The organism is Acinetobacter sp. ANC 4204, from assembly GCF_002135205.1.
Lineage (GTDB): Bacteria > Pseudomonadota > Gammaproteobacteria > Pseudomonadales > Moraxellaceae > Acinetobacter.
The window spans coordinates 671,507-697,266 of sequence record NZ_NEFZ01000001.1 but is presented as its reverse complement, the minus strand read 5'-3'; the positions used below and the strand labels follow the sequence as shown (position 1 = coordinate 697,266).

Annotated in this window: 24 protein-coding genes and 1 pseudogene; 19 read left to right on the top strand and 6 right to left on the bottom strand. The window is 42.6% G+C overall.

Annotation, left to right across the window (positions count from 1 at the left end):
* Window positions 1-17: 17 nt before the first annotated feature.
* The gene (locus B9T36_RS03515) at window positions 18-374 is read right to left on the bottom strand and encodes a hypothetical protein (protein ID WP_086208155.1); all 357 of its coding nucleotides are present in this window, start codon (window positions 372-374) and stop codon (window positions 18-20) included.
* A gap of 510 nt (window positions 375-884) precedes the next feature.
* Between B9T36_RS03515 and ndhC the strand changes: the two genes are divergently transcribed.
* The 16 genes from ndhC (at window position 885) to B9T36_RS03435 (ending at window position 17,924) form a co-directional block, all read left to right on the top strand.
* Complete coding sequence (ndhC, locus tag B9T36_RS03510; RefSeq protein ID WP_086208154.1) at window positions 885-1,433, top strand: NADH-quinone oxidoreductase subunit A; 549 nt, start codon at window positions 885-887, stop codon at window positions 1,431-1,433.
* A gap of 6 nt (window positions 1,434-1,439) precedes the next feature.
* On the top strand, window positions 1,440-2,117 hold the full coding sequence (locus tag B9T36_RS03505; RefSeq protein WP_004695382.1) for a NuoB/complex I 20 kDa subunit family protein: 678 nt from the start codon (window positions 1,440-1,442) through the stop codon (window positions 2,115-2,117).
* 86 nt (window positions 2,118-2,203) lie between these two features.
* Window positions 2,204-3,991, top strand: coding sequence for an NADH-quinone oxidoreductase subunit C/D (gene nuoC, locus B9T36_RS03500; RefSeq protein ID WP_086208153.1), 1,788 nt, complete (start codon window positions 2,204-2,206; stop codon window positions 3,989-3,991).
* Window positions 3,992-4,005: 14 nt separating this feature from the next.
* Window positions 4,006-4,515: an NADH-quinone oxidoreductase subunit NuoE gene (gene nuoE / locus B9T36_RS03495; protein ID WP_086208152.1), complete on the top strand. Its 510-nt coding sequence runs from the start codon at window positions 4,006-4,008 to the stop codon at window positions 4,513-4,515.
* A complete protein-coding gene (nuoF, locus tag B9T36_RS03490; protein ID WP_086208151.1) occupies window positions 4,512-5,843 on the top strand; it encodes an NADH-quinone oxidoreductase subunit NuoF in 1,332 nt (443 codons plus the stop codon). The genes nuoE and nuoF overlap by 4 nt, the downstream gene beginning before the upstream one ends.
* Before the next feature lie 11 nt (window positions 5,844-5,854).
* Entirely contained in the window at window positions 5,855-8,536 is a 2,682-nt protein-coding gene (nuoG, locus tag B9T36_RS03485; protein WP_086208150.1) for an NADH-quinone oxidoreductase subunit NuoG, read from the top strand.
* A 3-nt stretch (window positions 8,537-8,539) separates the two neighbouring features.
* The gene (gene nuoH / locus B9T36_RS03480; RefSeq protein WP_086208149.1) at window positions 8,540-9,547 is read left to right on the top strand and encodes an NADH-quinone oxidoreductase subunit NuoH; all 1,008 of its coding nucleotides are present in this window, start codon (window positions 8,540-8,542) and stop codon (window positions 9,545-9,547) included.
* Window positions 9,548-9,563: 16 nt separating this feature from the next.
* On the top strand, window positions 9,564-10,106 hold the full coding sequence (gene nuoI / locus B9T36_RS03475; protein WP_004651038.1) for an NADH-quinone oxidoreductase subunit NuoI: 543 nt from the start codon (window positions 9,564-9,566) through the stop codon (window positions 10,104-10,106).
* On the top strand, window positions 10,106-10,624 hold the full coding sequence (gene nuoJ, locus B9T36_RS03470; RefSeq protein ID WP_171264408.1) for an NADH-quinone oxidoreductase subunit J: 519 nt from the start codon (window positions 10,106-10,108) through the stop codon (window positions 10,622-10,624). The genes nuoI and nuoJ overlap by 1 nt, the downstream gene beginning before the upstream one ends.
* The gene (gene nuoK / locus B9T36_RS03465; RefSeq protein WP_004695395.1) at window positions 10,624-10,932 is read left to right on the top strand and encodes an NADH-quinone oxidoreductase subunit NuoK; all 309 of its coding nucleotides are present in this window, start codon (window positions 10,624-10,626) and stop codon (window positions 10,930-10,932) included. The genes nuoJ and nuoK overlap by 1 nt, the downstream gene beginning before the upstream one ends.
* Window positions 10,929-12,818, top strand: coding sequence for an NADH-quinone oxidoreductase subunit L (gene nuoL / locus B9T36_RS03460; protein ID WP_086208147.1), 1,890 nt, complete (start codon window positions 10,929-10,931; stop codon window positions 12,816-12,818). Before nuoK ends, nuoL begins: the two co-directional genes overlap by 4 nt.
* A 7-nt stretch (window positions 12,819-12,825) precedes the next feature.
* The gene (nuoM, locus tag B9T36_RS03455) at window positions 12,826-14,433 is read left to right on the top strand and encodes an NADH-quinone oxidoreductase subunit M (RefSeq protein ID WP_171264407.1); all 1,608 of its coding nucleotides are present in this window, start codon (window positions 12,826-12,828) and stop codon (window positions 14,431-14,433) included.
* 3 nt (window positions 14,434-14,436) lie between these two features.
* A complete protein-coding gene (gene nuoN / locus B9T36_RS03450) occupies window positions 14,437-15,933 on the top strand; it encodes an NADH-quinone oxidoreductase subunit NuoN (protein ID WP_086208145.1) in 1,497 nt (498 codons plus the stop codon).
* Window positions 15,934-16,055: 122 nt separating this feature from the next.
* Window positions 16,056-16,691, top strand: a complete 636-nt coding sequence (gene upp, locus B9T36_RS03445) for a uracil phosphoribosyltransferase (protein ID WP_086208144.1) — start codon at window positions 16,056-16,058, stop codon at window positions 16,689-16,691.
* Window positions 16,692-16,777: 86 nt separating this feature from the next.
* Complete coding sequence (locus B9T36_RS03440; RefSeq protein ID WP_086208143.1) at window positions 16,778-17,071, top strand: cold shock domain-containing protein; 294 nt, start codon at window positions 16,778-16,780, stop codon at window positions 17,069-17,071.
* A gap of 121 nt (window positions 17,072-17,192) precedes the next feature.
* Window positions 17,193-17,924, top strand: coding sequence for a cold shock domain-containing protein (locus tag B9T36_RS03435; protein ID WP_086208142.1), 732 nt, complete (start codon window positions 17,193-17,195; stop codon window positions 17,922-17,924).
* A 30-nt stretch (window positions 17,925-17,954) separates the two neighbouring features.
* On the opposite strand, the gene gigC is transcribed toward B9T36_RS03435, so the two are convergent.
* Window positions 17,955-18,833 carry a LysR family transcriptional regulator GigC gene (gene gigC, locus B9T36_RS03430; RefSeq protein ID WP_086208141.1) on the bottom strand — a complete coding sequence of 293 codons (879 nt, stop codon included), beginning with the start codon at window positions 18,831-18,833 and terminating at the stop codon, window positions 17,955-17,957.
* 85 nt (window positions 18,834-18,918) lie between these two features.
* On the opposite strand from gigC, the gene B9T36_RS03425 reads away from it, so the two are divergent.
* The 3 genes and pseudogenes from B9T36_RS03425 to B9T36_RS03415 form a co-directional block, all read left to right on the top strand.
* Entirely contained in the window at window positions 18,919-19,680 is a 762-nt protein-coding gene (locus B9T36_RS03425) for a ferredoxin--NADP reductase (protein ID WP_086208140.1), read from the top strand.
* Between the two features lie 160 nt (window positions 19,681-19,840).
* Complete coding sequence (locus B9T36_RS03420; RefSeq protein WP_086208139.1) at window positions 19,841-20,863, top strand: molecular chaperone DnaJ; 1,023 nt, start codon at window positions 19,841-19,843, stop codon at window positions 20,861-20,863.
* A 125-nt stretch (window positions 20,864-20,988) separates the two neighbouring features.
* A pseudogene (locus tag B9T36_RS03415) lies at window positions 20,989-21,135 on the top strand (DUF559 domain-containing protein); the annotation flags it as partial.
* Between the two features lie 14 nt (window positions 21,136-21,149).
* On the opposite strand, the gene B9T36_RS03410 reads toward B9T36_RS03415, so the two are convergent.
* From B9T36_RS03410 to B9T36_RS03395, 4 genes are all read right to left on the bottom strand, one after another.
* Window positions 21,150-21,899: a J domain-containing protein gene (locus tag B9T36_RS03410; RefSeq protein ID WP_086208138.1), complete on the bottom strand. Its 750-nt coding sequence runs from the start codon at window positions 21,897-21,899 to the stop codon at window positions 21,150-21,152.
* A 24-nt stretch (window positions 21,900-21,923) separates the two neighbouring features.
* Window positions 21,924-22,376 carry a hypothetical protein gene (locus B9T36_RS03405; RefSeq protein ID WP_086208137.1) on the bottom strand — a complete coding sequence of 151 codons (453 nt, stop codon included), beginning with the start codon at window positions 22,374-22,376 and terminating at the stop codon, window positions 21,924-21,926.
* 145 nt (window positions 22,377-22,521) lie between these two features.
* Entirely contained in the window at window positions 22,522-22,722 is a 201-nt protein-coding gene (locus B9T36_RS03400) for a hypothetical protein (protein WP_086208136.1), read from the bottom strand.
* Between the two features lie 95 nt (window positions 22,723-22,817).
* Complete coding sequence (locus tag B9T36_RS03395; protein WP_086208135.1) at window positions 22,818-25,712, bottom strand: valine--tRNA ligase; 2,895 nt, start codon at window positions 25,710-25,712, stop codon at window positions 22,818-22,820.
* Between the last annotated feature and the right edge of the window lie 48 nt (window positions 25,713-25,760).

The window sequence follows — 25,760 nt, the reverse complement described above, 5'->3', positions numbered from 1 at the left end:
TTTTTTTCATTATTTTTTTATTCTTGAATAGTGGCATCAGGAGAAATAATTTGCTTGCCTTGCTTTAGGCTTTCAAGCGCACTGGCATTAAAGTCAATCAGCAGAGAATTGTTTTGTATATCTATGCCATAGCGGCTAATGAGCTTTTGGTCACCATTGATCGTTTCAATTTTGTATTCATCTACAATATTCATAATGCCATCGAGATTGGTGGTAGCTGAAGCTTTGTCTTGACGAAAAAGTTCATAAATGTCGCGTAAATCAAAAATAGCATTATTGGCATCGGGGTGTTTACGGACATAGTTTTCAACATGGCGAATAAGCAACTGGGCAAATAAAAAATAATTAGGTTTATGGGTGAATTCTAGGCTCATTCGGTGCTCCTTATTCTTTGTTGTTGGTTATTTATATCAATAGCATAAGAAAAAGCTGAGTGCATCTATTGATTGATTTGATTTGCAAATAAACACAAAAATTATGAGTGACTTAATTTGCTTTTATCTATGTTTGATGAATAAAAAAACGGTTGGTTCGGTTGATTTTTCTCGTTTTGGTAGATGGTCTGCCATGTGTAGAGAGATGGTGTAAATGATTTGAGGGGCTTCCACAGGTTTGTGAATTCCAGCTGTAAGATGAAAATTTAGAAAAATAATAGAATAGTACTGTTTTATTTAAGAAAACGATCAGTTTTAAAATAAAAGGGCTTGCATAGAAAAAATCTCAAAAAACGACGAGAAATCATCCTAAAGACGAATATCTATAAGCTAGCAACTTACGTCATCAATCGGGTACAATTGGCGGGATTAATTTTGTGTTTGGTGTATTTGAAGGCCAATACATACATTCTTTGTTAATAAATTAGGCCTGCCAGGAGTTATCCCCGCATGAGTGCCATTACTCCATACGAATGGGCAATTATTGCCTTCGTGATCGGCGTTACATTTCTTTGCGTCTTTATGCTGACCGTTCCATTACTCCTTGGGGGTAAGTCATGGGGCCGTGCCAAGCAAGAGCAATTTGAATCAGGTGTGGTTGGTGCTGGTGGTGCACGTATCCGCCTATCAGCAAAGTTCTATTTGGTTGCTATCTTCTTCGTCGTATTCGACTTAGAGGCGCTTTACCTTTACGCATGGGCGAACTCTGTTCGTGAAGTGGGTTGGGTTGGGTTTACAACAGCAGCAGTATTTATTTTAGTTTTACTCGTTGGTTTGGTTTATGAGTTGTCTACTGGTGCGCTTAACTGGTCGCCTTCAGACAAGCGTAAAGCAGCAGGGATTAAACCTAAAGTTGGTTCTCCAAATATGAACATTGCAGAAATCACTCGCTTTAATTCAATTGAAGAGTTGGTTATGGATCCTACGGGTCAAATCCCAGCTCAATCATCTGGTCGTGTGAAAGATAAATCACCGGCTAAATCGTCTGACAAGGAGTAACTCGGGATGAAATATACATTAACCCGTGCGAATCCGGATGCTGATCAATATCCACTTCAAGAGCGTCAAATCGTAACGGATCCGCTTGAAGAAGAAGTGAATAAAAATGTGTTCATGACTCGTTTAGAGGACGTGGCACATACAGCAGTGAACTGGGGACGTAAGAACTCAGTTTGGCCGTTTAACTTTGGTACATCTTGCTGCTACGTAGAGTATGCAACGACTTTGACAGGCGTGCATGACTTGTCGCGTTTCGGTGCCGAAGTAATCCGTGCTTCACCTCGTCAAGCGGATTTGATGATTGTTGCAGGTACATGTTTCGTCAAAATGGCTCCAGTTATTCAACGTTTATATGAACAAATGTTGGAACCGAAGTGGGTTATTTCAATGGGCGCATGTGCAAACTCTGGCGGTATGTACGATATTTATTCAGTTGTACAAGGTGTGGATAAAATCATCCCAGTTGATGTTTATATTCCAGGTTGCCCACCACGTCCAGAAGCATTAATCCAAGCATTAATGTTGTTACAAGACCAAATTCAACTAGAGCGCCGTCCACTTTCTGCCGTGATTGGTGATGATCTTAAGCCAGTATATAAGCCAAAGATGATGCCAGAACGTGACCGTAAGAATGCTGAACGTATTGCAGTGAAAAACTTACGCTCTATGGATGAAATTAAATAATTTAAACGATAAATTTTGATGCACCCGGCTTGGGTGTAATTGTCGTTTAGGTTGAATGAATTTGTATTAAATAGGAAGCCAAGCCAATGGCTGAAACTGAAAACGCTATGCCAGAATCACCGCAAGTTGATTCACGCCCAGCATTTGCAATTGTAGAAGAGCTCAAAACCAAATTTGGTGAGAACTTCTATGTGCAAACGACTTTTGAAGACTTTCCAACAGTCTGGGTTGAGCGCGCGCGCGTACAAGAAGTTTTAATGTTCTTGCGTACAGTGTCACGTCCATACGTGATGTTGTTTGACTTGTCTGCGGTAGATGAACGTTTACGTACACACCGCGACGGTTTGCCTGCGTCTGACTTTACTGTGTTCTATCACTTGTTATCGCTTGAGCGAAATAGTGATATTCGTATCAAAGTTGCGTTGAATGAAAATGATGTAAATCTTCCAACGGCAACCAACATTTGGCCAAATGCCAACTGGTACGAGCGTGAAGCTTACGATATGTTCGGGATCAATTTCGAAGGGCATCCAATGCTTCGTCGTATTTTGTTGCCAACATACTGGGAAGGTCATCCACTTCGTAAAGAGTATTCTGCGCGTGCTACTGAATATACACCGTATATGCAGAACCAAGCGAAGCAGGACTATGAACAGGAACACCTTCGTTTCGTACCTGAAGATTGGGGTATGAAACGTGGAAATGACGACGAAGACTTCATGTTCCTTAACTTAGGTCCTAACCACCCATCTGCGCACGGTGCTTTCCGTGTAATCTTGCAGTTGGATGGTGAAGAAGTGAAAGACTGTGTGCCTGATATCGGTTATCACCACCGTGGTGTGGAAAAGATGTCCGAACGTCAAACTTGGCATTCATTCATTCCTTATACCGACCGTGTGGATTACTTGGGTGGTTGTGCGCAAAATATGCCTTATGTGATGGGTGTGGAGCAAATGGCGGGTATTACTGTACCTGACCGTGCGCAATGTATCCGTGTCATGATGTCTGAATTATTCCGTATCAATAACCACTTATTGTTCATCGGTACTGCAATTCAAGATGCCGGCGGTATGACACCTGTCTTCTACATGTTTGCGGATCGTCAAAAAATATATGACGCAATTGAAGCGATCACTGGTTACCGTATGCACCCAGCATGGTTCCGTATCGGTGGTACAGCGCATGACTTGCCAAATAACTGGCAGCATCTGATTCGTGAAATCCTAGATTGGATGCCGAAACGTATGAATGAATACTACACAGCAGCACTTAAAAACTCTGTGTTTGTGGGTCGTACGCGTAACGTAGCTCAATATGATGCGAAATCTGCATTGGCTTGGGGTGTGACTGGTACAGGTTTGCGTGCAACTGGTATTGATTTTGATGTTCGTAAATACCGTCCTTATAGCGGTTATGAAAACTACGACTTCGATGTGCCACTTGAGTACGAAGGCGATGCTTATGCACGTGTGATGGTTCACTTCCGTGAAATTGAAGAATCTCTCAAAATCGTGAAGCAATGTTTAGACAACATGCCATCTGGTGCATATAAAGCAGATCACCCATTGGCTGTTCCACCGCCGAAAGATAAGACTTTACAAGACATTGAAACCTTGATTACGCACTTCTTAAGCGTATCTTGGGGTCCTGTAATGCCTGCAGGTGAAGCATCTGTAATGGCGGAAGTGGTCAAAGGTGCGTCGAACTACTACTTGACTTCAGATAAGTCAACGATGAGTTACCGTACTCGTATTCGTACACCAACTTTCACGCATTTACAGCAAATGCCTTCTGTGATTAACGGCAGTCTGGTATCTGACTTGATCATTTATTTAGCGACAATTGACGTCGTTATGGCTGACGTGGATCGCTAAGGGGTAAACGCATTATGATGATTTTGACTGATAAAAAGCCACGCGTGAATGTTGAAGGGATTTTGACTACGGACGAAATCCATGAAATCGAACATCACATTAGTCACTATCCGTACCCACGTGCAGCATCTTTGGATGCTTTGAAGTGTGTACAACGCCGTAATGGCTGGGTAGATGACGCGCAGCTAAACGCCATTGCTCAGTTATTGACAATCAGTGTTGCTGATTTGGAAGGTGTTGCAACTTTCTATAACCGTATTTACCGTCAACCCGTGGGTCGTAACGTCATTTTACTTTGTGACTCGATTGCATGTTTCTTGATGGGTGCGGAAACTTTAGCAGAAGCTTTTCAGCGCGAGTTAGGCATTCAGTTTGGTCAAACGACTGCTGATGGTCGTTTTACTTTGCTGCCGATTTGCTGCTTAGGTAACTGTGACAAAGGCCCAACCTTGATGGTGAATGAAGACACTCATGGTTTGGTTGAAGTTTCTTCAGTGAAACAGTTATTGGAGAAGTATGTATGAATACCGAACCAAAACCAATTTATGGCGAAGGTAACCCAGAAACGCATCCATTAACTTGGCGTTTGAGTAAACAAGAGCACGTTCGTAATGCAGATGATTACGAAGCGCTTGAAGGTTACGCGGGTCTAAAAAAAGCAATCACCATGCCACCGAAAGATGTGCTTGAAGTGATTAAAGCGGCGACCGTAAAAGGTCGTGGTGGTGCGGGCTTCCCAGCTGGGATCAAATGGTCTTTGATGGCGCCAAATGACAACTCAGGGCCACGTTACCTGATTTGTAATGCCGATGAGATGGAACCAGGGACCTTTAAAGACCGTTTGTTGATGGAAAAACTTCCTCACCAATTGATTGAAGGGATGTTGATTGCAGCGTATACGCTTGAAGCAACTCATGGTTATATCTTCATTCGTGGCGAGTACATTGAAGCGGCTGCTTACTTAAATGAAGCGCTTGAGCAAGTTCGTGCCAAAGGTTACTTGGGTGATAACATCCTTGGAACGGGTTGGAACTTCGAGCTTTATGTACACACGGGCGCAGGTCGTTATATTTGTGGTGAAGAAACTGCATTGATTAACTCGCTTGAAGGTCGTCGTGCAAACCCACGTACCAAACCGCCATTCCCGCAAGTTGCTGGTGCTTGGGGTCGTCCTACGATTGTCAACAACGTAGAGACCTACAATAACCTACCTGCAATTATGCTGCGTGGCCCTGAGTGGTATATCGGCTTATCTGCAGGCAAGTCGAAAGATCCGGGCACAAAAATTTATGGTGCATCTGGTAAGGTGAAATTCCCAGGTCTTTGGGAACTTCCATTTGGTACAACTGCGCGTGAAGTGATTGAAGACTATGCAGGCGGTATGCGTGATGGTTTGAAACTGAAAGCATGGTTACCAGGTGGTGCATCTACAGATTTCTTGGCTGCTGAACACATTGATCTACCGATGGATGCTGAGAGCATCATGAAAGCAGGTTCACGTTTAGGTACGTGTTTGCTGATGGTGGTTGACGAAACGCAATGTATGGTTTCAGCGACACGTAACTTAGAAGAATTCTTTGCACGTGAGTCATGTGGTTTCTGTACGCCTTGTCGTGATGGTTTACCGTGGGCGGTGAAAGCACTGAAAGCATTGGAAGATGGTACAGGTAAGAAAGAAGATATTGATCACTTACAAGAGCTTACTCGTAAGCTTTGGATTGGTAAGACTTTCTGTGCGCATGCTCCAGGTGCAATGGAACCGTTGATGGGTGCACTCAAATATTTCCGTGGCGAGTTTGAAGCAAAAGTGGTGAATGCTGCTGCGCAAACTAGCAACGTAGAACAAGCTTAAGGAATTCGACTATGGCTACAATTCATGTCGATGGCAAATCGTACGAAGTCAATGGCTCAGAGAACTTGCTACAAGCATGTTTGTCTTTGGGTATTGATATCCCGTACTTTTGTTGGCATCCATCCTTAGGTTCTGTCGGTTCTTGCCGTCAATGTGCCGTGACTCAATACGCGAATCCTGAAGATACGCGTGGTCGTTTAGTCATGTCATGTATGACACCTGCATCTGACAATACCTACATCTCGATTGAAGACAAAGAAGCGAAAGACTTCCGCGCGTCAATTGTTGAGTTCTTGATGACCAACCATCCACACGACTGTCCAGTCTGTGAAGAAGGTGGGCACTGTCATTTACAAGATATGACTGTGATGACTCAACACGACCGTCGTCGTTACCGTTTCACGAAACGTACGCACTACAACCAAGAGTTAGGCTCATTCATTTCTCATGAAATGAACCGTTGTATCGCATGTTACCGTTGTGTTCGTTACTACAAAGACTACGCGGGCGGTACAGACTTTGGCGTATATGCAAGCGCGTCACGTGTTTACTTTGGTCGTCCTGAGTCGGGTACTTTAGAGTCTGAATTTTCGGGTAACTTGACTGAAGTATGTCCTACAGGTGTATTTACTGATAAAACGCATTCAGAACGCTATAACCGTAAGTGGGATATGCAGTATGCGCCAAGCGTATGCCAAGGCTGTTCTTCGGGTTGTAACATTTCTCCGGGTGAGCGTTATGGCGAACTTCGTCGTGTCGAAAACCGTTTTAATGGTGATGTAAACCAATACTTCCTTTGTGATAAAGGTCGTTTTGGGACAGGCTATGTGAACCGTGCAGATCGTCCACGTCAACCACAGTTCCGTAATGCTACAAACATTGAAACTGTTTCTGTAGATACTGCTTTAGATACGGTGATTGCAAATATTCAAGGCAAAAAAGTCTTAGGTATTGGTTCTCCACGTGCATCACTTGAGTCGAACTTCGCACTTCGCGAATTAGTTGGTCAAGAGCACTATTCAACAGGTATGTCTCAAAAAGAGCAGAACTTAGTTGAATTGGCTGCATCTATTATGCAAACCGAAGGTGTATATAACCCAGGTATGCGTGAAATCGAAAGTTATGATGCTGTGCTCATTTTGGGTGAAGACTTAACGCAAACTGCGCCACGTATGGCGTTGTCTGTTCGTCAAGCGGCGAAAAACAAAGCCAAAGAAATGGCTGCGGAACGCCGTACCCAAGACTGGTTGGCAGAACCGCTACAACGTATTGCTCAAGATGCGAAATCACCAATTTTCATCCTCGCTGCAACGCAAACTCGCTTAGCTGATGTGGCTACAGGTGAAGTGGTTGCATCTCCAAACGACATCGCTCGTTTAGGTTTTGCTGTTGCTGCTGCTGTGAAAGGTGATGCAATTCTTGGTCTAGCAGATGATGCGAAAGCCTTTGCTCAGAACATTGCAGAGACCCTAAAAGCGGCGAAGAAACCACTGATCATTTCAGGTACAAGTTTACAAGACGCATCCATCATGGAAGCTGCTGCACAAGTCGCGCAAAACCTTGGTGAAAATGCTGGTTTAACCTTGACGGTTCCTGAAGTAAACTCTATGGGCTTGGCGATCTTTGGTGGTCAAAGCTTAGAACAAGTGTTTGCACAAGACTATGACACGGTTGTGATCGTTGAAAATGATCTATTCCGTCGTTTGCCAGCGGCACAAGTTGAAGCGGCACTTGCAGATAAAGAAGTGATTGTTTTAGATCATTCTGAAACTGAAACTGTCAAGAAAGCCGATATCGTACTTTCTGCTGCGTCATTTGCTGAAGGCGATGGTACGGTTGTCTCTCAAGAAGGCCGTGCACAACGTTTCTACCAAGTGTATGACCCGAGCTACTATAAACCTGAACTGGCGATCAAAGAATCTTGGCGCTGGTTACATGCCATTGAAACTGGCGTGAAGGGCAAAGCGATTTCTTGGACCTTGCTTGATGACGTGATTGAGTCAGTTGCGAAAAACGTACCTGCACTTGAGGCGATTCAAGATGTAGCTCCAGATGCGGGCTTCCGTGTCCATGGTTTGAAAGTTGCGCGTGAACCACGTCGTTACTCTGGTCGTACTTCTATGCGTGCACCATTGAACGTGCATGAACCGAAACAACCGACAGATATCGACTCTGCATTAACCTTCTCTATGGAAGGCTATGTCGGGAACCAGACGCCGTCTCCACTGGTACCATTTGCATGGTCAGCAGGTTGGAACTCACCGCAAGCTTGGAACAAATTCCAAGATAACGTCGGTGGTCACTTAAAAGGTGGTGATTCGGGTGTGCGTTTATTCGATCGTTTAGCGAAGCGTCCAGCACGTACTTTCGTAGCTCCTGCGGTTGTGGTTGCAAACCCTGATAGCTTCCGTTTAGTGCCAATGCATCACATTTTTGCTTCTGGTGAATTTACTGTGAAAACACCTGCAATGGAGTCGCGTATTCCTGAAGCAGTCTTTGCAGTGGGTGAGCAAGATGCAACTCGTTTGAATGTTCAAGATGGTCAAAAAATCACTGTGAAAGCAGGTGAGACTTCGATTGTACTTCCAGTTCAAGTGATTGATTATTTACCTACAGGTTATATTGGTTATCCAGTTGGTCTTGCACCTACGGTTTCACTTGCTGAGCCTGTATCAGTCGCGGTAGGAGCGTAATTCATGCAACAAGAATTAATCCGTCAAACGCCGCTTTGGGCTGAGAACTGGCCAATTGCCTACTCAGTCATTCAAGCGATTGTGATTTTACTCGTTGTAGTACTCATCGCTGCGTTGATGTCTTTTATTGAGCGTCGTTTACTGGGCTTATGGCAAGACCGTTATGGTCCCAACCGTGTAGGTCCTGGGGGGATGTTCCAGATCGTTGCTGACATGCTGAAAATCATGTTCAAAGAAGACTGGACACCAAAGTTTGCTGACAAATTGACTTTCCGTTTAGCTCCTGCTGTTGCCATGGCAACAGCGGTGCTGTCGTTCATGGTTATTCCTGTATCACCATACTTAGGTGTGTCAGACATGAGCATTGGCCTATTGTTCTTTATGGCAATGGCCGGTATTGCAGTCTATGCCGTATTGTTTGGTGGTTGGTCATCAAACAACAAATATGCATTGCTCGGTGGTCTACGTTCAGCAGCACAAACCATTTCTTATGAAGTGTTCTTGGGTATTTCATTGATGGGTGTGGTTGCGATTGCAGGCTCATTCAACATGCGTGAAATTGTAGAAGCACAAAAAGATGTATGGTTTGTTATTCCACAGTTCTTAGGTTTCTTAATCTTCGTGGTTGCAGGTGTTGCGGTTACTCACCGTCACCCATTTGACCAACCAGAAGCAGAACAAGAATTGGCGGAAGGTTACCACGTCGAGTATGGTGGTATGAAATGGGGGATGTTCTTCGTTGCAGAATATGTCAACGTGGTTCTGATCTCTGCATTGATCGTCACGCTATTCTTCGGTGGTTGGTTAGCGCCATTTAACATCGACATTCCGTTCGTTCCACCCGTATTCTGGTTCATTATCAAAACAGCATTCTTTGTGATGATGTTTGTCTTGGCTCGTGGTTCACTTATGCGTCCACGTTATGACCAAGTGATGAACTTTGGTTGGAAGATTTGCTTACCATTAGCGTTAGTTAACTTATTAGTTACTGGCGCAGTGATTCTGTGGTAAGGGCAGGGAGAATAAAATGTATAAAATTCTAGCTGGGTTCGGGTCAATCGTACGTTCACTGTGGATGGTTTTCTCACACGTGACACGTAAACGTGACACCATTCTTTACCCAGAAGTGCCAGCCGAACAAATTGTTCCACCACGTTTCCGTGGTCGTATCGTGTTAACACGTGACCCAGATGGTGAAGAACGTTGTGTTGCGTGTAACTTATGTGCAGTTGCATGTCCTGTTGGCTGTATTTCACTACAAAAAGCAGAAAAGGAAGATGGTCGTTGGTATCCGGAGTTTTTCCGTATCAACTTCTCACGTTGTATTTTCTGCGGTATGTGTGAAGAAGCATGTCCGACGACTGCAATTCAAATGACGCCAGATTTCGAGTTGGGTGAATACGTTCGTCAAGACTTGGTATACGAGAAAGAAAACTTACTCATTTCAGGTCCTGGTAAATACCCAGACTACAACTTCTACCGTGTAACAGGTATGGCTGTAACTGGAAAAGACAAAGGTCAAGCGCAACGTGAAAGCGCACCAGTTGATGTACGGAGCTTATTACCATGATGTGGCCATTTTATTTGATGGCACTTGTGGCCATCGTTTCTACGATTCGTGTTGTGACCAACGCGAATCCTGTACACGCTTTATTGAGCTTGATCGTGTCACTTCTTGCAGTTGCAGGCATGTTTATGATCGTGGGTGCGCCATTTGCTGGCGCGCTTGAGATCATCGTCTATGCAGGCGCGATCATGGTGTTATTCGTATTCGTAGTGATGATGTTAAACCTTGGTCAACATACCGTTGAACAAGAGCGTAAATGGTTAACATCGTCTGCTTGGGCATACCCAGCACTCATGAGCTTCTTAATGGGCTTGGTGTTGGTGTGGATGCTCGGCTCTGACTACACAGTGGCTGGCCCTGCTATGGGTACCGAAGTTGTGGGTCCAAAAGTCGTTGGCCAAGCACTCTTTACTCACTATTTATTATTGGTTGAAGTTGCTGCCATGTTATTGCTTGCTGCATTGGTTGCAGCATTCCATCTTGGTAAACGTGAACCAGGTGCAGAAGAGGACAAACAATAATGGGCAACATCCCTTTAGAACATGGTTTGATTGTTGCAACCATCCTTTTTGCACTGGGTTTTTACGGTGTGATGGTGCGACGCAATCTATTATTTATGTTAATGAGCCTTGAAATCATGATGAACGCAGCAGCGCTTGCGTTTGTTTTGGCTGGTAGTGCATGGGTACAACCAGACGGACAAATCATGTTTATTTTGATCTTAACGCTTGCTGCGGCAGAGGCTTGTATTGGTCTTGCGATCGTCCTTCAGTTCTACCATCGCTTCCATCACTTGGATGTGGATGCTGCTAGTGAGATGCGCGGATGAGTTTTTTATATTTAACAGTATTATTCCCGCTCATTGGTTTTGTCCTTTTAGCGGCAGGTCGCAACAAGCTTCCTGAAAATGTTGCTGCCATTATTGGTGTGGGGGCAGTTGGCCTTTCTGCATTGGTTGCTTTGATCGCTGGTCTAGACTTTGTTAATAACGGCAAAGTGACTTATGTTCAACATCTGTGGACATGGTTCAATGTCGGTAATCTAAGCCCAGGCATTAGCTTACATCTTGACGGTTTATCACTGCTCATGATGGGTATGGTGACGGGTGTGGGTTTCCTAATTCACATCTTTGCGTCATGGTACATGCGTGGCGAAGAAGACTTTGCACGTTTCTTCTCTTATTTCAACCTGTTCGTTGCTAGCATGTTGCTGCTCGTATTGGGCGATAACTTAGCGTTATTGTTCTTAGGTTGGGAAGGCGTGGGTCTATGTTCTTACTTGCTGATTGGTTACTACTACCAAAACCCTGCAAATGGTTTTGCAGCAATTAAAGCATTTACCGTAACACGTATCGGTGATGTGTTCTTACTGATCGCTTTGTTCTTAATTTACCAACAGTTCGGTACATTAAACATTGCGGAAGTGGTTGCAGCTGCACCAACAGTGATGACACAAAGTTCATCTTTAACCATTTGGACAGCACTCATGTTGTTCTTGGGTGCAGCAGGTAAATCTGCACAGATCCCATTACAAACATGGTTGGCCGATGCGATGGCAGGTCCTACACCTGTATCTGCATTGATCCACGCTGCAACGATGGTAACTGCAGGTGTTTACCTGTGCTGCCGTATGCATACCGTGTTTGAAATGGCACCAGAAGTGATGATGTTTATCTCAATCACAGGTGCGGTAACCTTGTTGGTGGCTGGTTTTGCTGCATTGGTTCAAACAGACATCAAACGTATTTTGGCTTACTCTACAATGAGTCAGCTCGGTTATATGTTTATGGCTGTGGGTGCTGAAGCTTACCAAGCAGGTCTATTCCACATGCTGACTCACGCATTCTTCAAGGCATTGTTATTCTTGTCTTCAGGTGCAGTGATTTTGGCTTATCACCACGAACAAAACATCTTCAAGATGGGCGGTTTGTTCTACAAGAACAAATTCCTATTTATCTGTTTCGCCATTGGTGGCGGTGCATTAGCCGCGATTCCATATATCACCGTGGGCTTCTTCTCGAAAGACGCGATCTTGGGTGCAGTTTGGGTTCAAGGTGAATCAATCGCAGTGTATAACTCATTATACTGGGCGGGTGTAGCAGGTGCATTCTTAACCTCGATTTACACATTCCGTCTGATTTGGGTTGTGTTCTTTGGTAAAGAAAACACCCCATATCATGCGATTAAAGGCATCACATACTGGGGACCTTTGGGTATTCTTGCAGTACTTTCAACCTTCATTGGTGCGGTACTTAAAGCACCTGTAGAAAGCATTTTAAATGCAGCAAAAATCCCAGCATTTGTAATCCCAGAAGCATTAGAACATGGCATGCACAGCGCTGAATGGACTGCTGTTGGTATTGCATTGGTTGGTTTAGCGATTGGTGTGGTGTTATTTGCATTTGCTTATAGTGCTGTGAAAAGCTTCGCTAAAACGTCATTCGGTGCAGGTCTTGCAAACATTTGCCGTAATGCGCTGGGTTTCGATGCGCTTTATGACATCGTTTTTGTGAAACCATATTTGCTTATTGCGAAGATTTTAGGTCGTGATCCAATTGATCGCTTGTGGTTAGTCTTGCCTGCTATTGTGAAAGGTGGACATAGCTTCACAAGTTCACGTCAAACAGGTTCATTGCGTGATTACGCATCAAGCATGGCATTAGGTATCTTTGTATTACTAATGGTCTTGATCGTAACTCAGATCGTGGGGAAATAAGATGGAAATCACAAACAACTGGATTCTACCCGCGCTGATCTTAGTTCCGTTCATTGCTGGTTTTATTTGTTGGTTAGTCGACAAACTCGACGACAAACTGCCGCGTTATATTGCGCTGATTGGTATGCTCATTACTTTGGGCTTAACTGTTGCGCTGTGGCAAACAGGTACATTTAACTACGAACTTGGCGCGAAAGTGCCATCGTGGTCTGCTGAATTCATGTTGCCATGGATTCAAACTTTAGGCATTAACATCCACTTAGCGGTGGATGGCCTATCTCTATTAATGGTGGGCTTAACGGCACTTTTAGGTGTGTTAGCTGTCGGCTGTTCTTGGGGTGAAATTCAAAAGAATGTTGGTTTCTTCCACTTAAACCTTTTATGGTCTTTGGGGGGTGTGATCGGTGTCTTCTTAGCGATTGACATGTTCTTGTTCTTCTTCTTCTGGGAGATGATGCTTGTACCTATCTACTTCTTGATCGCGCTTTGGGGTCATAAAGGGGCAGAAGGTAAATCACGTGTTTACGCTGCAACCAAATTCTTTATCTATACGCAAGTCGCTGGTCTTATTATGTTGATCGGTATCCTAGGCCTCGTGGTTTATGGTTACATGATGACAGGTATGATCGGTTTTGATTACAACTACTTATTAGCTGTAGCCAACACTTTAGACAAAGAATTACCTACCGTTGCTTATGCATTCATGCTGTGTTTATTTGTCGGTTTTGCGGTAAAACTTCCAGTTTTCCCATTACACGGCTGGTTACCAGATGCGCATGCACAAGCACCTACAGCGGGTTCGGTTGACCTTGCAGGTATCTTGATTAAGACGGCTGCATACGGTCTACTTCGTTTTGTGATTCCATTCTTCCCAGCGGCTTCTGCACAGTTTGCAGATATCGCGATCATTTTTGGTTTGATCGGTATCTTCTACGGTGCTTGGTGTGCTTTCCAGCAAACCGATATGAAACGTTTACTTGCGTACACGTCAATTTCACACATGGGCTTTGTTTTACTTGCGATTTACGCAGGTAACATCTTAACCTTCCAAGGTTTGATGATCATGATGTTGGCACATGGCTTGTCATCTGCTGCATTGTTCATTATGTGTGGTCAAGTGTACGAGCGTGTTCATACACGGGATATGCGTTTGATGGGCGGTATGCGTGGTCAATTCCCATATCTTGCATTCTTCCTCATGTTCTTCGTGGCGGCGCTTGTAGGTATTCCGGGTCTAGGTAACTTCATTGGTGAGTTCCTGATCTTGATGGGTTCTTATGCAAAATTCCCAGTGTTTACTATTCTTGCAGCTGTAAGCTTAGTATTTGCAGGTCTTTATGGCTTGATTCTGATCCACAAAGCATTGTTTGGTACACCGAACGAAGAACAACAACAGCACTACAACAACCCATTGAAAGACTTAAATGCGCGTGAAGTAGTGATCTTGTTAATCTGTGCTTTCGGTCTGTTATGGCTGGGTCTATATCCACAAAGCTTCCTTGATATTTCAAATTCAAGCATGGCGTGGTTAGCAAACAGCTACATTCCTGTACAAGAAGTCGTTGATGTTGCAAGTCAAGCAACTGTTCAACTCGAAAATGTGGAGATGCAATAAGTCATGAACTTCACAATGTCATTTTCTGAGCTTATGCCTTTAGCTCCTGTGATGATCGTTGCTTTAACAACGATCGTCGTGATGATTCTTACTGCAATTAAGCGCAACCATAACTTAATTGCAACAGCATCAGTTGTGGGCTTAAACCTTGCAGCAGCTTATGTGCTTTTCACAATGTTTGGTGGGGCTTTTAAACCAGCAAACGTGATGGGTATGTTCATGGTGGATGCGTTCACCTTGTTATACCAAGTGATCATTTTGATTGCGGCACTGGCATGCTGTACTTTGTCTCATGCCTATATCGAGACCTATAAAGATAACCGTGAAGAACTGTATATCTTAATGTTGTCATCAGTGACTGGTGCAATGTTAATGGTCGCAAGCTCTCACTATGCATCGTTCTTCATTAGCCTTGAGTTGATGTCGATTCCTGTATATGGCTTATTGGCGTATACACACCAACGCTCTAAATCTTTAGAAGCGGGTGTGAAGTACTTGGTGCTTTCAGCAACCGCTTCGGCAATGTTGTTGATGGGTATGGCTTACATTTACGCGTACACAGGTTCAATGTCGTTCTATGACAATGTTCAAGCGTTAATGCAAAACATCCAGCAACCGATGGTGCTTTTAGGTTTAGGTTTCATCGTATTTGCTGTGGCATTTAAACTGTCTTTAGCGCCATTCCACAAATGGACACCAGACGTTTATGCAGGTGCACCAACACCGATTGCAACTTTCCTTGCAACGGCTGCAAAAGTCGCAACAATTGGCCTGTTTGTACGTTACATTTTAACTTCAGGTGCAATCCTAGTTGACTCTATCATCACGATCTTAACTGTGATTGCAGTGTTATCAATCTTGGTGGGTAACTTCCTTGCAGTGAAGCAAGTAAACTTGAAACGTATCTTGGCATACTCTTCAATTGCGCACTTTGGTTACTTGTTGATTGGTTTAATCAGCATGACCTATGCAAGCCTTGGAAACGTATCTGTTTATGTAATCACTTATGTATTAACTACAATTGGTGCGTTCGGTGCAGTTGCATTGATGTCTAGTCCATATAACAACGTGGATGAAGCAGAAAGCCTAGCAGATTACCGTGGTCTATTCTGGCGTCGTCCAGTGTTGACCGCAGTGTTAACGGTGATGATGTTATCGCTTGCAGGTATTCCATTGACAGCGGGCTTCATTGGTAAGTTCCTAGTGGTGATGGCTGCGGTAACGACTCAACATTGGTTCCTTGCTGCGATGATCATTGTTGGTTCTGGTATTGGTCTGTACTACTATCTCCGTGTGATGGTTGTGATGTACATGACACCACCAGACGCACCGCGTGTCGACGCTGTGGATCATTGGGGTCAAAAAGTGGGGGGGATTATGGTGCTTTTAGCTGCGGCAGCAGTACTGGTGATTGGTATCTATCCAGATCCAATTATTAAGCTTGCGCTTCAGTCTGAGATTTTATCTCCAATCCACTTTATGCTTTCTCAACAGCACTAATCATTCAAAACGTTTTGTTTTAATAAAAAAGCCTCCATCAATTGGGGGCTTTTTTGTTTTTATCGCACGATAAAAAGCTTTATAATGTCAGGAATTTTATTTTACCTTTTAGGTGCTCTCCCGTGGCTATCCATGAAATTTGTCATCCGTTGATTCGTCATAAGCTTGGTCTTCTTCGTCGTGCAGATATCAGCACGAAAAACTTTCGCGAGCTGGCTCAAGAAGTGACTATGCTGTTGACCTATGAAGCAACTAAAGATTTACCTGTGTGTGATCATGAAATTGATGGTTGGAATGGTAAAGTCATCGTAGATCGTATTGTGGGTAAAAAAATTACGGTTGTGCCTATTTTACGTGCGGGTATTGGTATGTTGGATGGTTTCTTAAACCTGATTCCAAGTGCAAAAGTATCTGTATTGGGTTTAGAGCGCGATGAAGAAACGCTTGAAGCGCGTACTTATTACAAAAAATTGGTGCCAGATGTACAAAACCGTTTAGCCATGATTATTGACCCAATGCTTGCAACAGGGTCTTCGTTGGTTGCTGCGATTGATGTATTGAAAGCAAGTGGTTGTAAAGATATTCGTGTAATGGTATTGGTTGCTGCGCCTGAAGGAATTAAACGTGTAAATGATGCGCACCCAGATGTCACTATTTTCACGGCTTCAATCGACCAAGGTTTAAATGCTAATGGTTATATCGTGCCGGGTCTAGGCGATGCGGGCGATAAAATCTTTGGTTCAGTTCAAAAAGATTAATGATTAAAATGAATGCATAAAGGAGGCTTTCACAGCCTCTTTTTTATATACTGGCTATCTAGCCATGTACAGATGAGGATCGGGTAATGAAGTCTGAACAATATCAAGGAAAAGTGAAGCAATATAATGCGGATAAAGGTTTTGGTTTTATTTCCTCACCTGAAGGCGACGTATTTTTTCATATCTCGGATTTCCCAGCAGACTCAGGTGAGCCGAAACGCAATGAACGTGTAAAGTTTAATGTGGTTGAAAATGGCGATCGCTATAAAGCAATTAAAATTGAGCGGGTTGAAGACAACTCTGCCAAAGCTAAGAAATCGAAAGTCTCAAGCCACAATAAGTCGATTACCACAGATTTATTGTCTAATTTCAGACGTTAAAATGGGTAAATTGAGTATGCACATGCTGCAAAATTAATCTGCTTATTTTGATTGAAAGAGGCTTTTTAGCCTCTTTTTTATTGATTACAATACTCGAAAATACAGTTGATTAGCGCATATTATGTTTCTGAACGGGAAAATCAAAAGCTTTAGCCCCTCACGTGGTTTTGGTTTTATTGAAGTAGACGGGGATGTTGATGATGTGTTTTTTCATATCAAAGATTTGCCACAGAACAACATTGAACCCAAGATTGGTGAAGCGTTGCAGTTTATGATTGTGGAAGATCAAGGCAAGTTTAAGGCTGGAAATATCCAGCGGTTGAATCATCCAACAGAAACTCAAAAATTAGGTGAGTTAAAGAAAAAAGTAAGACCGAGTAACTCATCTGTTCGCTATAACAAGGCAGGACATAAAAGTACGATCATTACCGTGATCGGTGTAATTGTGATTGCAGTGTTGGGATTTCTGACTTATGGCAAATATCAAAGCTATACTATCGAAAAACAGCATAAAGCTGAGCAATTGATGCTTGAGCAACAGCAGATTGTAGAAGAACAACGTAAGGCTTTAGGTGAGTTACCTGATCAGGTGCTTACAGAGCAAGGTAAACAAAACTTAGATGCTGAGCTACATCAAACCAATCAACCTCGCTCAGAACGTGTGACGCAGAGCATTGATAAACAAAATGGTCGTTTACCTGTCAGCACAGGAAAGTTCAAATGCGATGGACGAACTCATGGCTCCCAAATGCGTTCCTATGAAGAAGCGCTTTACTTCTTAAGGAACTGTCCAAATACCAAAATGGATGGGAACAATGATGGTGAGCCTTGTGAGCGCCAATTTGGGAAATAAAAAAAGCACCCTCGGGTGCTTTTTGCTTAGTTATTTTTCGCAAAACTTCATAAAGGCTTTGAGTCCTGGGCCTTGGTACTTCTGACGATGCACCAACATGAACAGTGGACGTGTTAGAGACCAAAACGGTGTATCAAGTACCACCAACTGGCCTTTTTCACGCAAAGGTTCCGTTGCCAGTTTTGAAATACAGGACATCCCTAAACCACCCGCCACGATTTTTAAAATCGCTTCATTATGACCCAAGGTCAGACGGATATTGGCATCAGGCAAGTCTTTCAAAATAGCGTTATCAAATACTTCACGCGTACCTGAACCTTCTTCACGCAAGATCCACTCGACCGATTTAAAGTCATCTGCGGTCAAAGTACGGTCTAGTTGTGCAAGAGGGTGGTTGGGTGCACAGCAGACGGCTAATTCATCGTCACGCCAGTGAATGCATTGCAGTTGTGGTAAGTGACAAGAGCCTTCAATCAAGGCCAAATCCAGTTGGAACTGATTCACTGCCTCAATCATTTGACGGGTATTACCAACTTGTAGCTGTAAATGGGCTTGAGGTTGAATTTGTAAGAAGTCAGCCATCAGGTCAGGCATGAGGTAGTCACTGATGGTCAGGGTTGCACCTAAACGTAAATCAATGCTTTGTAACTCACCTTTAGCGGCCTGCTCGAAAGCATCACAGCGACCCAAAATTTCTAAAGCTTGTGGCAGCAGGAAACGACCCAAATCATTGAGTTGAAGACGCTTACCTAGACGGTCAAATAAAGGAGCCCCCAAACCGTCTTCTAGATCTGCTAAAGCCATACTCGCAGCACTCTGGGTAAGTCGAACCGCATCACTGGCTTTGGTTACTGTGCCTTCTTGAGCAACTGCTACAAAAACCGCCAACTGGCGTAAAGTCATGCGCATGAATATAGCCTTAACATTTAAAAAATATTAACAAATTATGTGGTCATGCTAACATGAGCAACGTCTTTGATGCCACGCTGAAATCATGTCAATTGAAAAATTTAGCCTAGAAAAGGTTTTATCCGTACACCGTTGGACCAATACACTTTTTAGTTTCACCATGACGCGACCTGCACATTTTAAGTTTAGCGCAGGACAATTTGCCCGTATTGGCATCAAAGTGGGTGATGAATTGGTGGTTCGAGCGTATTCGGTGGTGTCCTCTCCCTTTGATGAAACTTTAGAATTTTTCTCGATTGTGGTGCCAGAAGGTGCCTTTACCTCAAATTTACAACACTTAAAAGTTGATGATGACATCTACCTTGAAAAGATCCCGTACGGCTTTTTGACTTTGGCGCGTTATCAGTTGCCACTACCAAAAGACTTATGGTTACTGGGCACAGGGACAGGGCTTGCGCCTTTTATTTCGATGTTGCAAGACTTTGAGACGTGGTCGAAGTACGAGAGCATTACACTGGTCTATAGCGTACGTACAGCTTCTGAACTGGCCTATGCAACACGTATTCAGGAAATTGCAGAGACCTTTGGCGAGGGCCATACAGGCTTTAAATTTGTGCCGATTATTACGCGTGATCCGCATGCGCCACTACATGACCGCTTACCCGTACTGATTGAAAATGGTGAGCTTGAAAAAGCAGTTGGTTTGAGTCTGAACCCTGAAACTAGCCATGTGATGCTGTGTGGTAACCCGCAAATGGTCGAAGACACCAAAGAAGCCCTAAAAGCACGTGGCCTGACTATGAATCGCCGTGGTGAAGGAAATATTGCGGTCGAAAACTATTGGTAAAGCTATTTCGCTAATAAAATGCTCATCGAATGATGGGCTTTTTTTATTCTTAGATTAGCATTTGAATCACTTAGATTTTAAACTTGGCTTAAAAGAGAGATCACTGCTTGTACGCTCAGATCGCGCTATAATTTCTCTTTTGTACTGGGTTGGATGGGTTATGTCTTTAGCGTTAAAAACGACGGCTCAGCTAGAGGTTCAACTCAGTCCACAGCAGAAAAAATTAAATCGTTTGATTGAACGCATTGAACAACAAAAACAAGAACTGGCAACATGGCAAAATGTGCAAGCCGACATTCAAAATTATACGCGCAGTAAGCTTTTGCCCATTTATAGCGAGTTACATACGGTTCTATTTACACAGCTAGATACTCTGTGGAATCACATAGCCAGTGATGCCTTTAGCAAAGCTGATTTGGCGCAGATAGACACCAAAATAGCCGCCTTAGCCAAGATGCTAAAAAAATCTCAGATGCTAACTTCTGAGCAAAAAGAACAAGTAGAGAAAATTGATACTTTCTATATACAGCATGAAGAACATATACGCGCGAAGAAAGCCAAAGCAAACTCAATACAAAATCATGACCTTGCTGAAACGGTAGAACAAAACGTAGATGTAGACTGGGAAAATTATGAATATGATTCTACCCAGTATATAGCAGAGCGAGAACGTGCCAAGCAGTTAAAACAACAAGAAAAACGTGAGCAAGCGGTTAAAATGGCAGAGCAGTCTTTGAAAACCGTATATTTAAAAATTACCGCGATGATTCACCCTGACCGTGAGCCTGATGAAGCCAAGAAGTTGGAAAAAACTGAGCTTTTGCAGAAGGTCAATGAAGCTTATGCAGAGCAGGATTTATTTTATTTATTGAAACTCCAGTTACAGCTTGAAACCAATAGGGGTCTAAGCTCAAAGGCGTTAAGCTCTGAGCAAGTCAAGTTTTATCAGTTGGCTTTGGAAGCACAGGGTCAGAATTTGCAAAGCCAGTTAGAAGAGATCTTTACGTCTTTTCATTTGAGCAGTCATGTTAATACCAAACAGCTCAAAATGAGTGATGTGTATAAGGTGATTGATAAGGATGCTGCTGAGTTAAAACAGCTGTTGAAGTGGGAAAAGGAACGTTTAAAGCATATGAAAAAGGTGAGTGGGGTAGAGATGTTGTTGGCGCATGGGGTGTTATAAAATCCCTCACCCCAACCCTCTCCCATAGGGAGAGGGAGCCGTAAGTGATTACATACCTGCATAAAATTTATAATGAACATTCCCTCTCCTTTTAGGAGAGGGTTAGGGAGAGGTAATAATAAAAAATGAAACTAGACCCACAATTATTAGAGTTCGCTAAAAACATGAGAAGTAATGCGACTGATGCAGAGCACCTAATGTGGCAACTACTTCGTGCTAAACGATTTATGAATCTTAAATTTCGCAGACAGCTTTATATTATTGATGGATATATCTAAAAAAATTACTATTTATAAGAAAGTAGTATTTCTCTAGCTTCGTTAATTAGATGTGCTTGTTCCTCTAACATTTGTTTGACTGCGGGAGTAACATTAGTATTTCGGTCTGGATGAAAATCCTTAATTTTTAGACGATAAGCTTTTTGTATTTCTTCAATCTTTGCATCAATAGAAACACCCAAAATCTTTGCTGCTTTTTCAATTTCAGATGTATTAGTAGACGGCTCCTCTTGTTGATATATGTGTTCATTAACAACATTTTGACAATATTGATATTCAAGACCTATGTTAGATCCAAAACTTAAACTTTCTTGCCTAATAATTTCGGCATTCTTACAAGTATTAATTAATAGTATAACAACAGCATTGTAAATTATTTTTTTATCATCTGTGGATGGTTTTGTTTTTAACCAGAGTGAAATATTATATGAAAGGTCTGGTCTTGTGTTTAATTTTAAGCGGTTTTTTAGAAAATCTTGTTCAATACTAGTTTGACATATGGTTTTAAATAAGCCTTTAATATACCTAACTTTTTCTGGATTCCATTCTTTCTCATACTTTAAGGAAAAATAGCATAGTATATCGATACATGGGGTTAGTGTTTCAATATGGCGTTGATGATGTTCAGGAGGCGTAGTTTGAGATGTATCAGTGTCATTTTTTTGCGAAAGAATATACCAAATTATACCTAGAGATATCAAAAAACCAATTGGTCCTGCGATCACCGTTGCGACTACAACTATAGCTAATAACCACATATATGTGCCCCTAGAATATTAAATTTATTTATCAGTAATCTGCTTTTTAATTACCATAGAGGGTTCTTCTTTTTCAAATTTAATATCGCTATTCTTAAAAAAAGAAGTTTCATTTACTACTTTTGGAGCTATAAAAATATTTTTAAGAGCTAGAATGATGCAGTATAAAGAAACTATATAAGCTGGTTGAATAATGAGCTTATCACCAATAAAGCCATTAAATATAGGATATAACCATGCTAGGTATAGGGCAGCGAGGACCCAATTAATTGTATTGCTAATTTTTTTCTGCTTTTGAATAAGGTATTTATGGTTTAAGAAAGGGATAATTAAGAATATACCCCAATTTATAATACTCCATATGCCTAGGAGGGATGAATTGTTATCACTTAAGTAGAAAGCACTCCAAAGATAGAAGAACCACAGTGCAGAAAAAAATAGAGTTTTCTTTAGGTAAGTAATTTCAATATTTTTCATTAATTTTGTCCTTAGATTAAATTTTATATTTGAATTGTATATGTTTTTTTTAATATTTCAATAAATGCTTGATTTTTTGGTTGAAGAAAATAAGAGGAGATTTAATAAAACTTTGCGTGTTTAATTAACTCAGAAGAGAGATATTTTAATCTTTGCCCACAGCCGAAAAAGCAATAACTATAAACTGTAAAATCATAAGATGTGGGAAAAATACATGTGTTAAATTCCATATACAAGCCACAGGACCCTTAATTAATCTGCCAATAGAGCCAAAGGTTACAATAGTACCAAAAATAACAGCAACACTACCAATCCAAAGTAGTAAAAATCCAAGTACAAATGCCATTATAAGTTAATTCTCAAGTATATTTTTTGATTTTCAAAAAAATCCCCTCAATTATGAAGGGATTTTATCTTATTTTTTAATCTTTTAGCAATTGGTTAAAGCGCTGCAATCTGCTCCATATTCGCTTTAATCTTCACTAACTGGTCAGCAAACTCAGCCAGTTTCACTTTTTCACCTTCAACCACAGCCACAGGTGCTTTCGCCACAAAACCTTCATTAGAAAGTTTGCCTGCAATGACATCATGCTGCTTTTGCACTTTGTCTAAGTCTTTCTGTAAACGACCCAATTCCGCTTTCGGGTCAATTAAACCTTTCATAGGAACAAAGACAGACGCATGGCCTACAACACTCGATGAAGACAATGGTGGTTGCTCACCCTCAGCCAAGAACGTGATGCTTTCCACTTTCGCCAAGGCTTTAAACAACGCTTCAATACGTGTGATCTGTGCTTTCTCAGCTTCAGTTGTGTTTTGTAAAAGCACTGGTAATAAACGCGCATTACCTAAGCCCATTTCACCACGAATGTTACGTACCGCACCAATCAAACCTTGAAGCCATTGCATATCGGCTTCAGCCTGTTCGTTTACACGCTCAGGGTTAGCAACAGGGTACTGCGCAAGCATGATGGTTTCGCCAGAAATACCAAGTTTCGGTGCAAGCGTTTGCCAAATTTCTTCAGTCAAATACGGCATGATTGGGTGTGCAAGACGTAAAGAGGCTTCCATCACTGCAAGGAGTACACGACGAACTTCAGCTTTACGCTCAACCGACACATTTTCATCATTCAGAACAGGTTTCGTTAGCTCGACATACCAGTCACAGTATTCATTCCAAATGAATTCATAAATGGCTTGTGCAGCCAAGTCTAAACGGTAAGTCGCAAAAGCTTGTTGAACCGCAGCTTCGGCTTTTTGCAGACGGCTCACGATCCACTGTTCAGGCAATTCCCAAAGGTCTTGACGAACTTCAGTACCAATCACTTGCTCTTCACAGTTCATCATCACGAAACGGGTTGCGTTCCAGATTTTGTTGGCAAAGTTACGGTAACCTTCAACACGTTTCATGTCGAACTTAATGTCACGACCTGTGTTGGCAAGCGCACAGAAGGTGAAACGCACTGCGTCTGTACCATAGGCTTGAATGCCTTCTGGGAACTCTTTACGGGTCGATTTTTCAATCTTCGCTGCTTGTTTCGGGTTCATCAGACCTGTAGTACGTTTTTGTACCAAAGTCTCAAGGTCTACACCGTCAATCAAATCTAATGGGTCAAGCACGTTGCCCTTAGACTTCGACATTTTTTGACCTTCGCCATCACGGACTAAACCGTGAACATAGACCGTTTTAAACGGAACTTGCGGCGTACCGTCTTCATTTTTCATGAAGTGCATCGTAAACATAATCATACGAGCAACCCAGAAGAAGATGATGTCAAAACCAGTCACCAATACATCCGTTGGGTGGAAAGTATTGAGGAAATAGTTTTCCGCATCTTTCTTGGCATCGCCAGTCCAACCAAGGGTTGAGAAAGTCCAAAGTGCAGAAGAGAACCACGTATCGAGTACATCTTCATCTTGGCTAAGCGCAACATCAGCAGGGAGGTTGTTTTTGGCACGTACTTCAGCTTCGTCACGACCCACATAGATGTTACCTTCAGCATCGTACCAAGCAGGGATACGGTGTCCCCACCAAAGTTGACGAGAGATACACCAGTCTTGGATGTTGTTCATCCACGCCATGTACATATTGCTGTACTGTTCAGGCACGAACTTGATACGACCGTCTTGAACGGCTTCAATGGCAGGTTGAGCCAATGGTGCAATTTTTACATACCATTGATCTGTCAATAATGGCTCAACGATTACACCTGAACGGTCACCGCGAGGTGGTTTCAACGTATAAGGTTGGATTTGCTCTAACCAACCTTCAGCTTCAGCTTGTTCAACCAGTTTTTTACGTGCTTCAAAACGCTCTAAACCAATATAGTCCGCAGGGGCAGCAATGGTTTTTGAGATTTGCTCGCCTGCCTTGGCGATGTATTCAAATTCAGCCAATACTTCTGCATTTTTATTGAAGATATTGATGATAGGCAATTCACAACGCTTACCGACTTCATAGTCGTTAAAGTCATGCGCAGGGGTGATTTTCACACAGCCTGTACCGAATTCTTTATCGACATATTCATCTTTCACGATGGGAACAGCACGACCTGTAATTGGCAGGATAATGTTCTGACCCACAAGGTGCGTATAGCGTTCATCATCCAGTGCCACAGCAACCGCAGTATCACCGAGCAATGTTTCAGGGCGTGTGGTCGCTACAACGATGTGGTCTTTACCATCATGGGTACGTAGGTTTTTATCTTCAAAGAAATATTTGAAGTGCCACAATGAACCTGCTTCTTCTTTATCTGACTCAACTTCGAGGTCAGAAAGCGCCGTTTGTAATTTTGGATCCCAGTTCACCAAACGTTTGCCACGGTAAATCAAACCGTCTTCGTGCAGTTTAACGAACACTTCTTTGACCGCATTCGATAGACCTTCATCCATGGTAAAGCGTTCACGCGACCAGTCCACTGAAGAACCTAGTCGACGGATTTGACGAGTAATCGTGCCGCCTGATTGTTCTTTCCATTCCCAAACTTTTTCAATGAATTTTTCACGGCCGAGGTCATGACGGCTGACACCCTGAGCGCCCAATTGACGTTCAACTACCATTTGCGTTGCAATACCCGCATGGTCTGTACCCGGCTGCCATAAGGTATTTTTACCTGACATGCGGTTGTAGCGAGTTAACGCATCCATAATGGCATTGTTAAAACCATGACCCATGTGCAAGCTACCGGTGACGTTTGGTGGCGGAATCATGATACAAAATGACTCACCTTTTTCAGAGGGCTTAAAATAGCCACGCTCTTCCCAAGTTTGGTACCATTTTTTCTCGATCTCGGTCGGATCGTAAGTTGTAGCGATATTTTGCGCTGAATCAGTCATAGTTCAAACAGTTCAAAAGTAGATAAAAAATTGCATCTATTGTAGCAA

Coding starts and splice junctions, on each gene's coding strand:
- nuoJ (WP_171264408.1), top strand. CDS start 10,106: ATGTGGCCATTTTATTTGATGGCACTTGTGGCCATCGTTTCTACGATT.
- B9T36_RS03395 (WP_086208135.1), bottom strand. CDS start 25,712: ATGACTGATTCAGCGCAAAATATCGCTACAACTTACGATCCGACCGAG.
- B9T36_RS03435 (WP_086208142.1), top strand. CDS start 17,193: ATGTTTCTGAACGGGAAAATCAAAAGCTTTAGCCCCTCACGTGGTTTT.
- B9T36_RS03420 (WP_086208139.1), top strand. CDS start 19,841: ATGTCTTTAGCGTTAAAAACGACGGCTCAGCTAGAGGTTCAACTCAGT.
- B9T36_RS03405 (WP_086208137.1), bottom strand. CDS start 22,376: ATGAAAAATATTGAAATTACTTACCTAAAGAAAACTCTATTTTTTTCT.
- nuoK (WP_004695395.1), top strand. CDS start 10,624: ATGGGCAACATCCCTTTAGAACATGGTTTGATTGTTGCAACCATCCTT.
- B9T36_RS03425 (WP_086208140.1), top strand. CDS start 18,919: ATGTCAATTGAAAAATTTAGCCTAGAAAAGGTTTTATCCGTACACCGT.
- nuoN (WP_086208145.1), top strand. CDS start 14,437: ATGAACTTCACAATGTCATTTTCTGAGCTTATGCCTTTAGCTCCTGTG.
- B9T36_RS03505 (WP_004695382.1), top strand. CDS start 1,440: ATGAAATATACATTAACCCGTGCGAATCCGGATGCTGATCAATATCCA.
- nuoC (WP_086208153.1), top strand. CDS start 2,204: ATGGCTGAAACTGAAAACGCTATGCCAGAATCACCGCAAGTTGATTCA.
- gigC (WP_086208141.1), bottom strand. CDS start 18,833: ATGCGCATGACTTTACGCCAGTTGGCGGTTTTTGTAGCAGTTGCTCAA.
- nuoL (WP_086208147.1), top strand. CDS start 10,929: ATGAGTTTTTTATATTTAACAGTATTATTCCCGCTCATTGGTTTTGTC.
- B9T36_RS03410 (WP_086208138.1), bottom strand. CDS start 21,899: ATGTGGTTATTAGCTATAGTTGTAGTCGCAACGGTGATCGCAGGACCA.
- B9T36_RS03440 (WP_086208143.1), top strand. CDS start 16,778: ATGAAGTCTGAACAATATCAAGGAAAAGTGAAGCAATATAATGCGGAT.
- B9T36_RS03515 (WP_086208155.1), bottom strand. CDS start 374: ATGAGCCTAGAATTCACCCATAAACCTAATTATTTTTTATTTGCCCAG.
- nuoG (WP_086208150.1), top strand. CDS start 5,855: ATGGCTACAATTCATGTCGATGGCAAATCGTACGAAGTCAATGGCTCA.
- ndhC (WP_086208154.1), top strand. CDS start 885: ATGAGTGCCATTACTCCATACGAATGGGCAATTATTGCCTTCGTGATC.
- B9T36_RS03400 (WP_086208136.1), bottom strand. CDS start 22,722: ATGGCATTTGTACTTGGATTTTTACTACTTTGGATTGGTAGTGTTGCT.
- nuoI (WP_004651038.1), top strand. CDS start 9,564: ATGTATAAAATTCTAGCTGGGTTCGGGTCAATCGTACGTTCACTGTGG.
- nuoE (WP_086208152.1), top strand. CDS start 4,006: ATGATGATTTTGACTGATAAAAAGCCACGCGTGAATGTTGAAGGGATT.
- nuoH (WP_086208149.1), top strand. CDS start 8,540: ATGCAACAAGAATTAATCCGTCAAACGCCGCTTTGGGCTGAGAACTGG.
- nuoF (WP_086208151.1), top strand. CDS start 4,512: ATGAATACCGAACCAAAACCAATTTATGGCGAAGGTAACCCAGAAACG.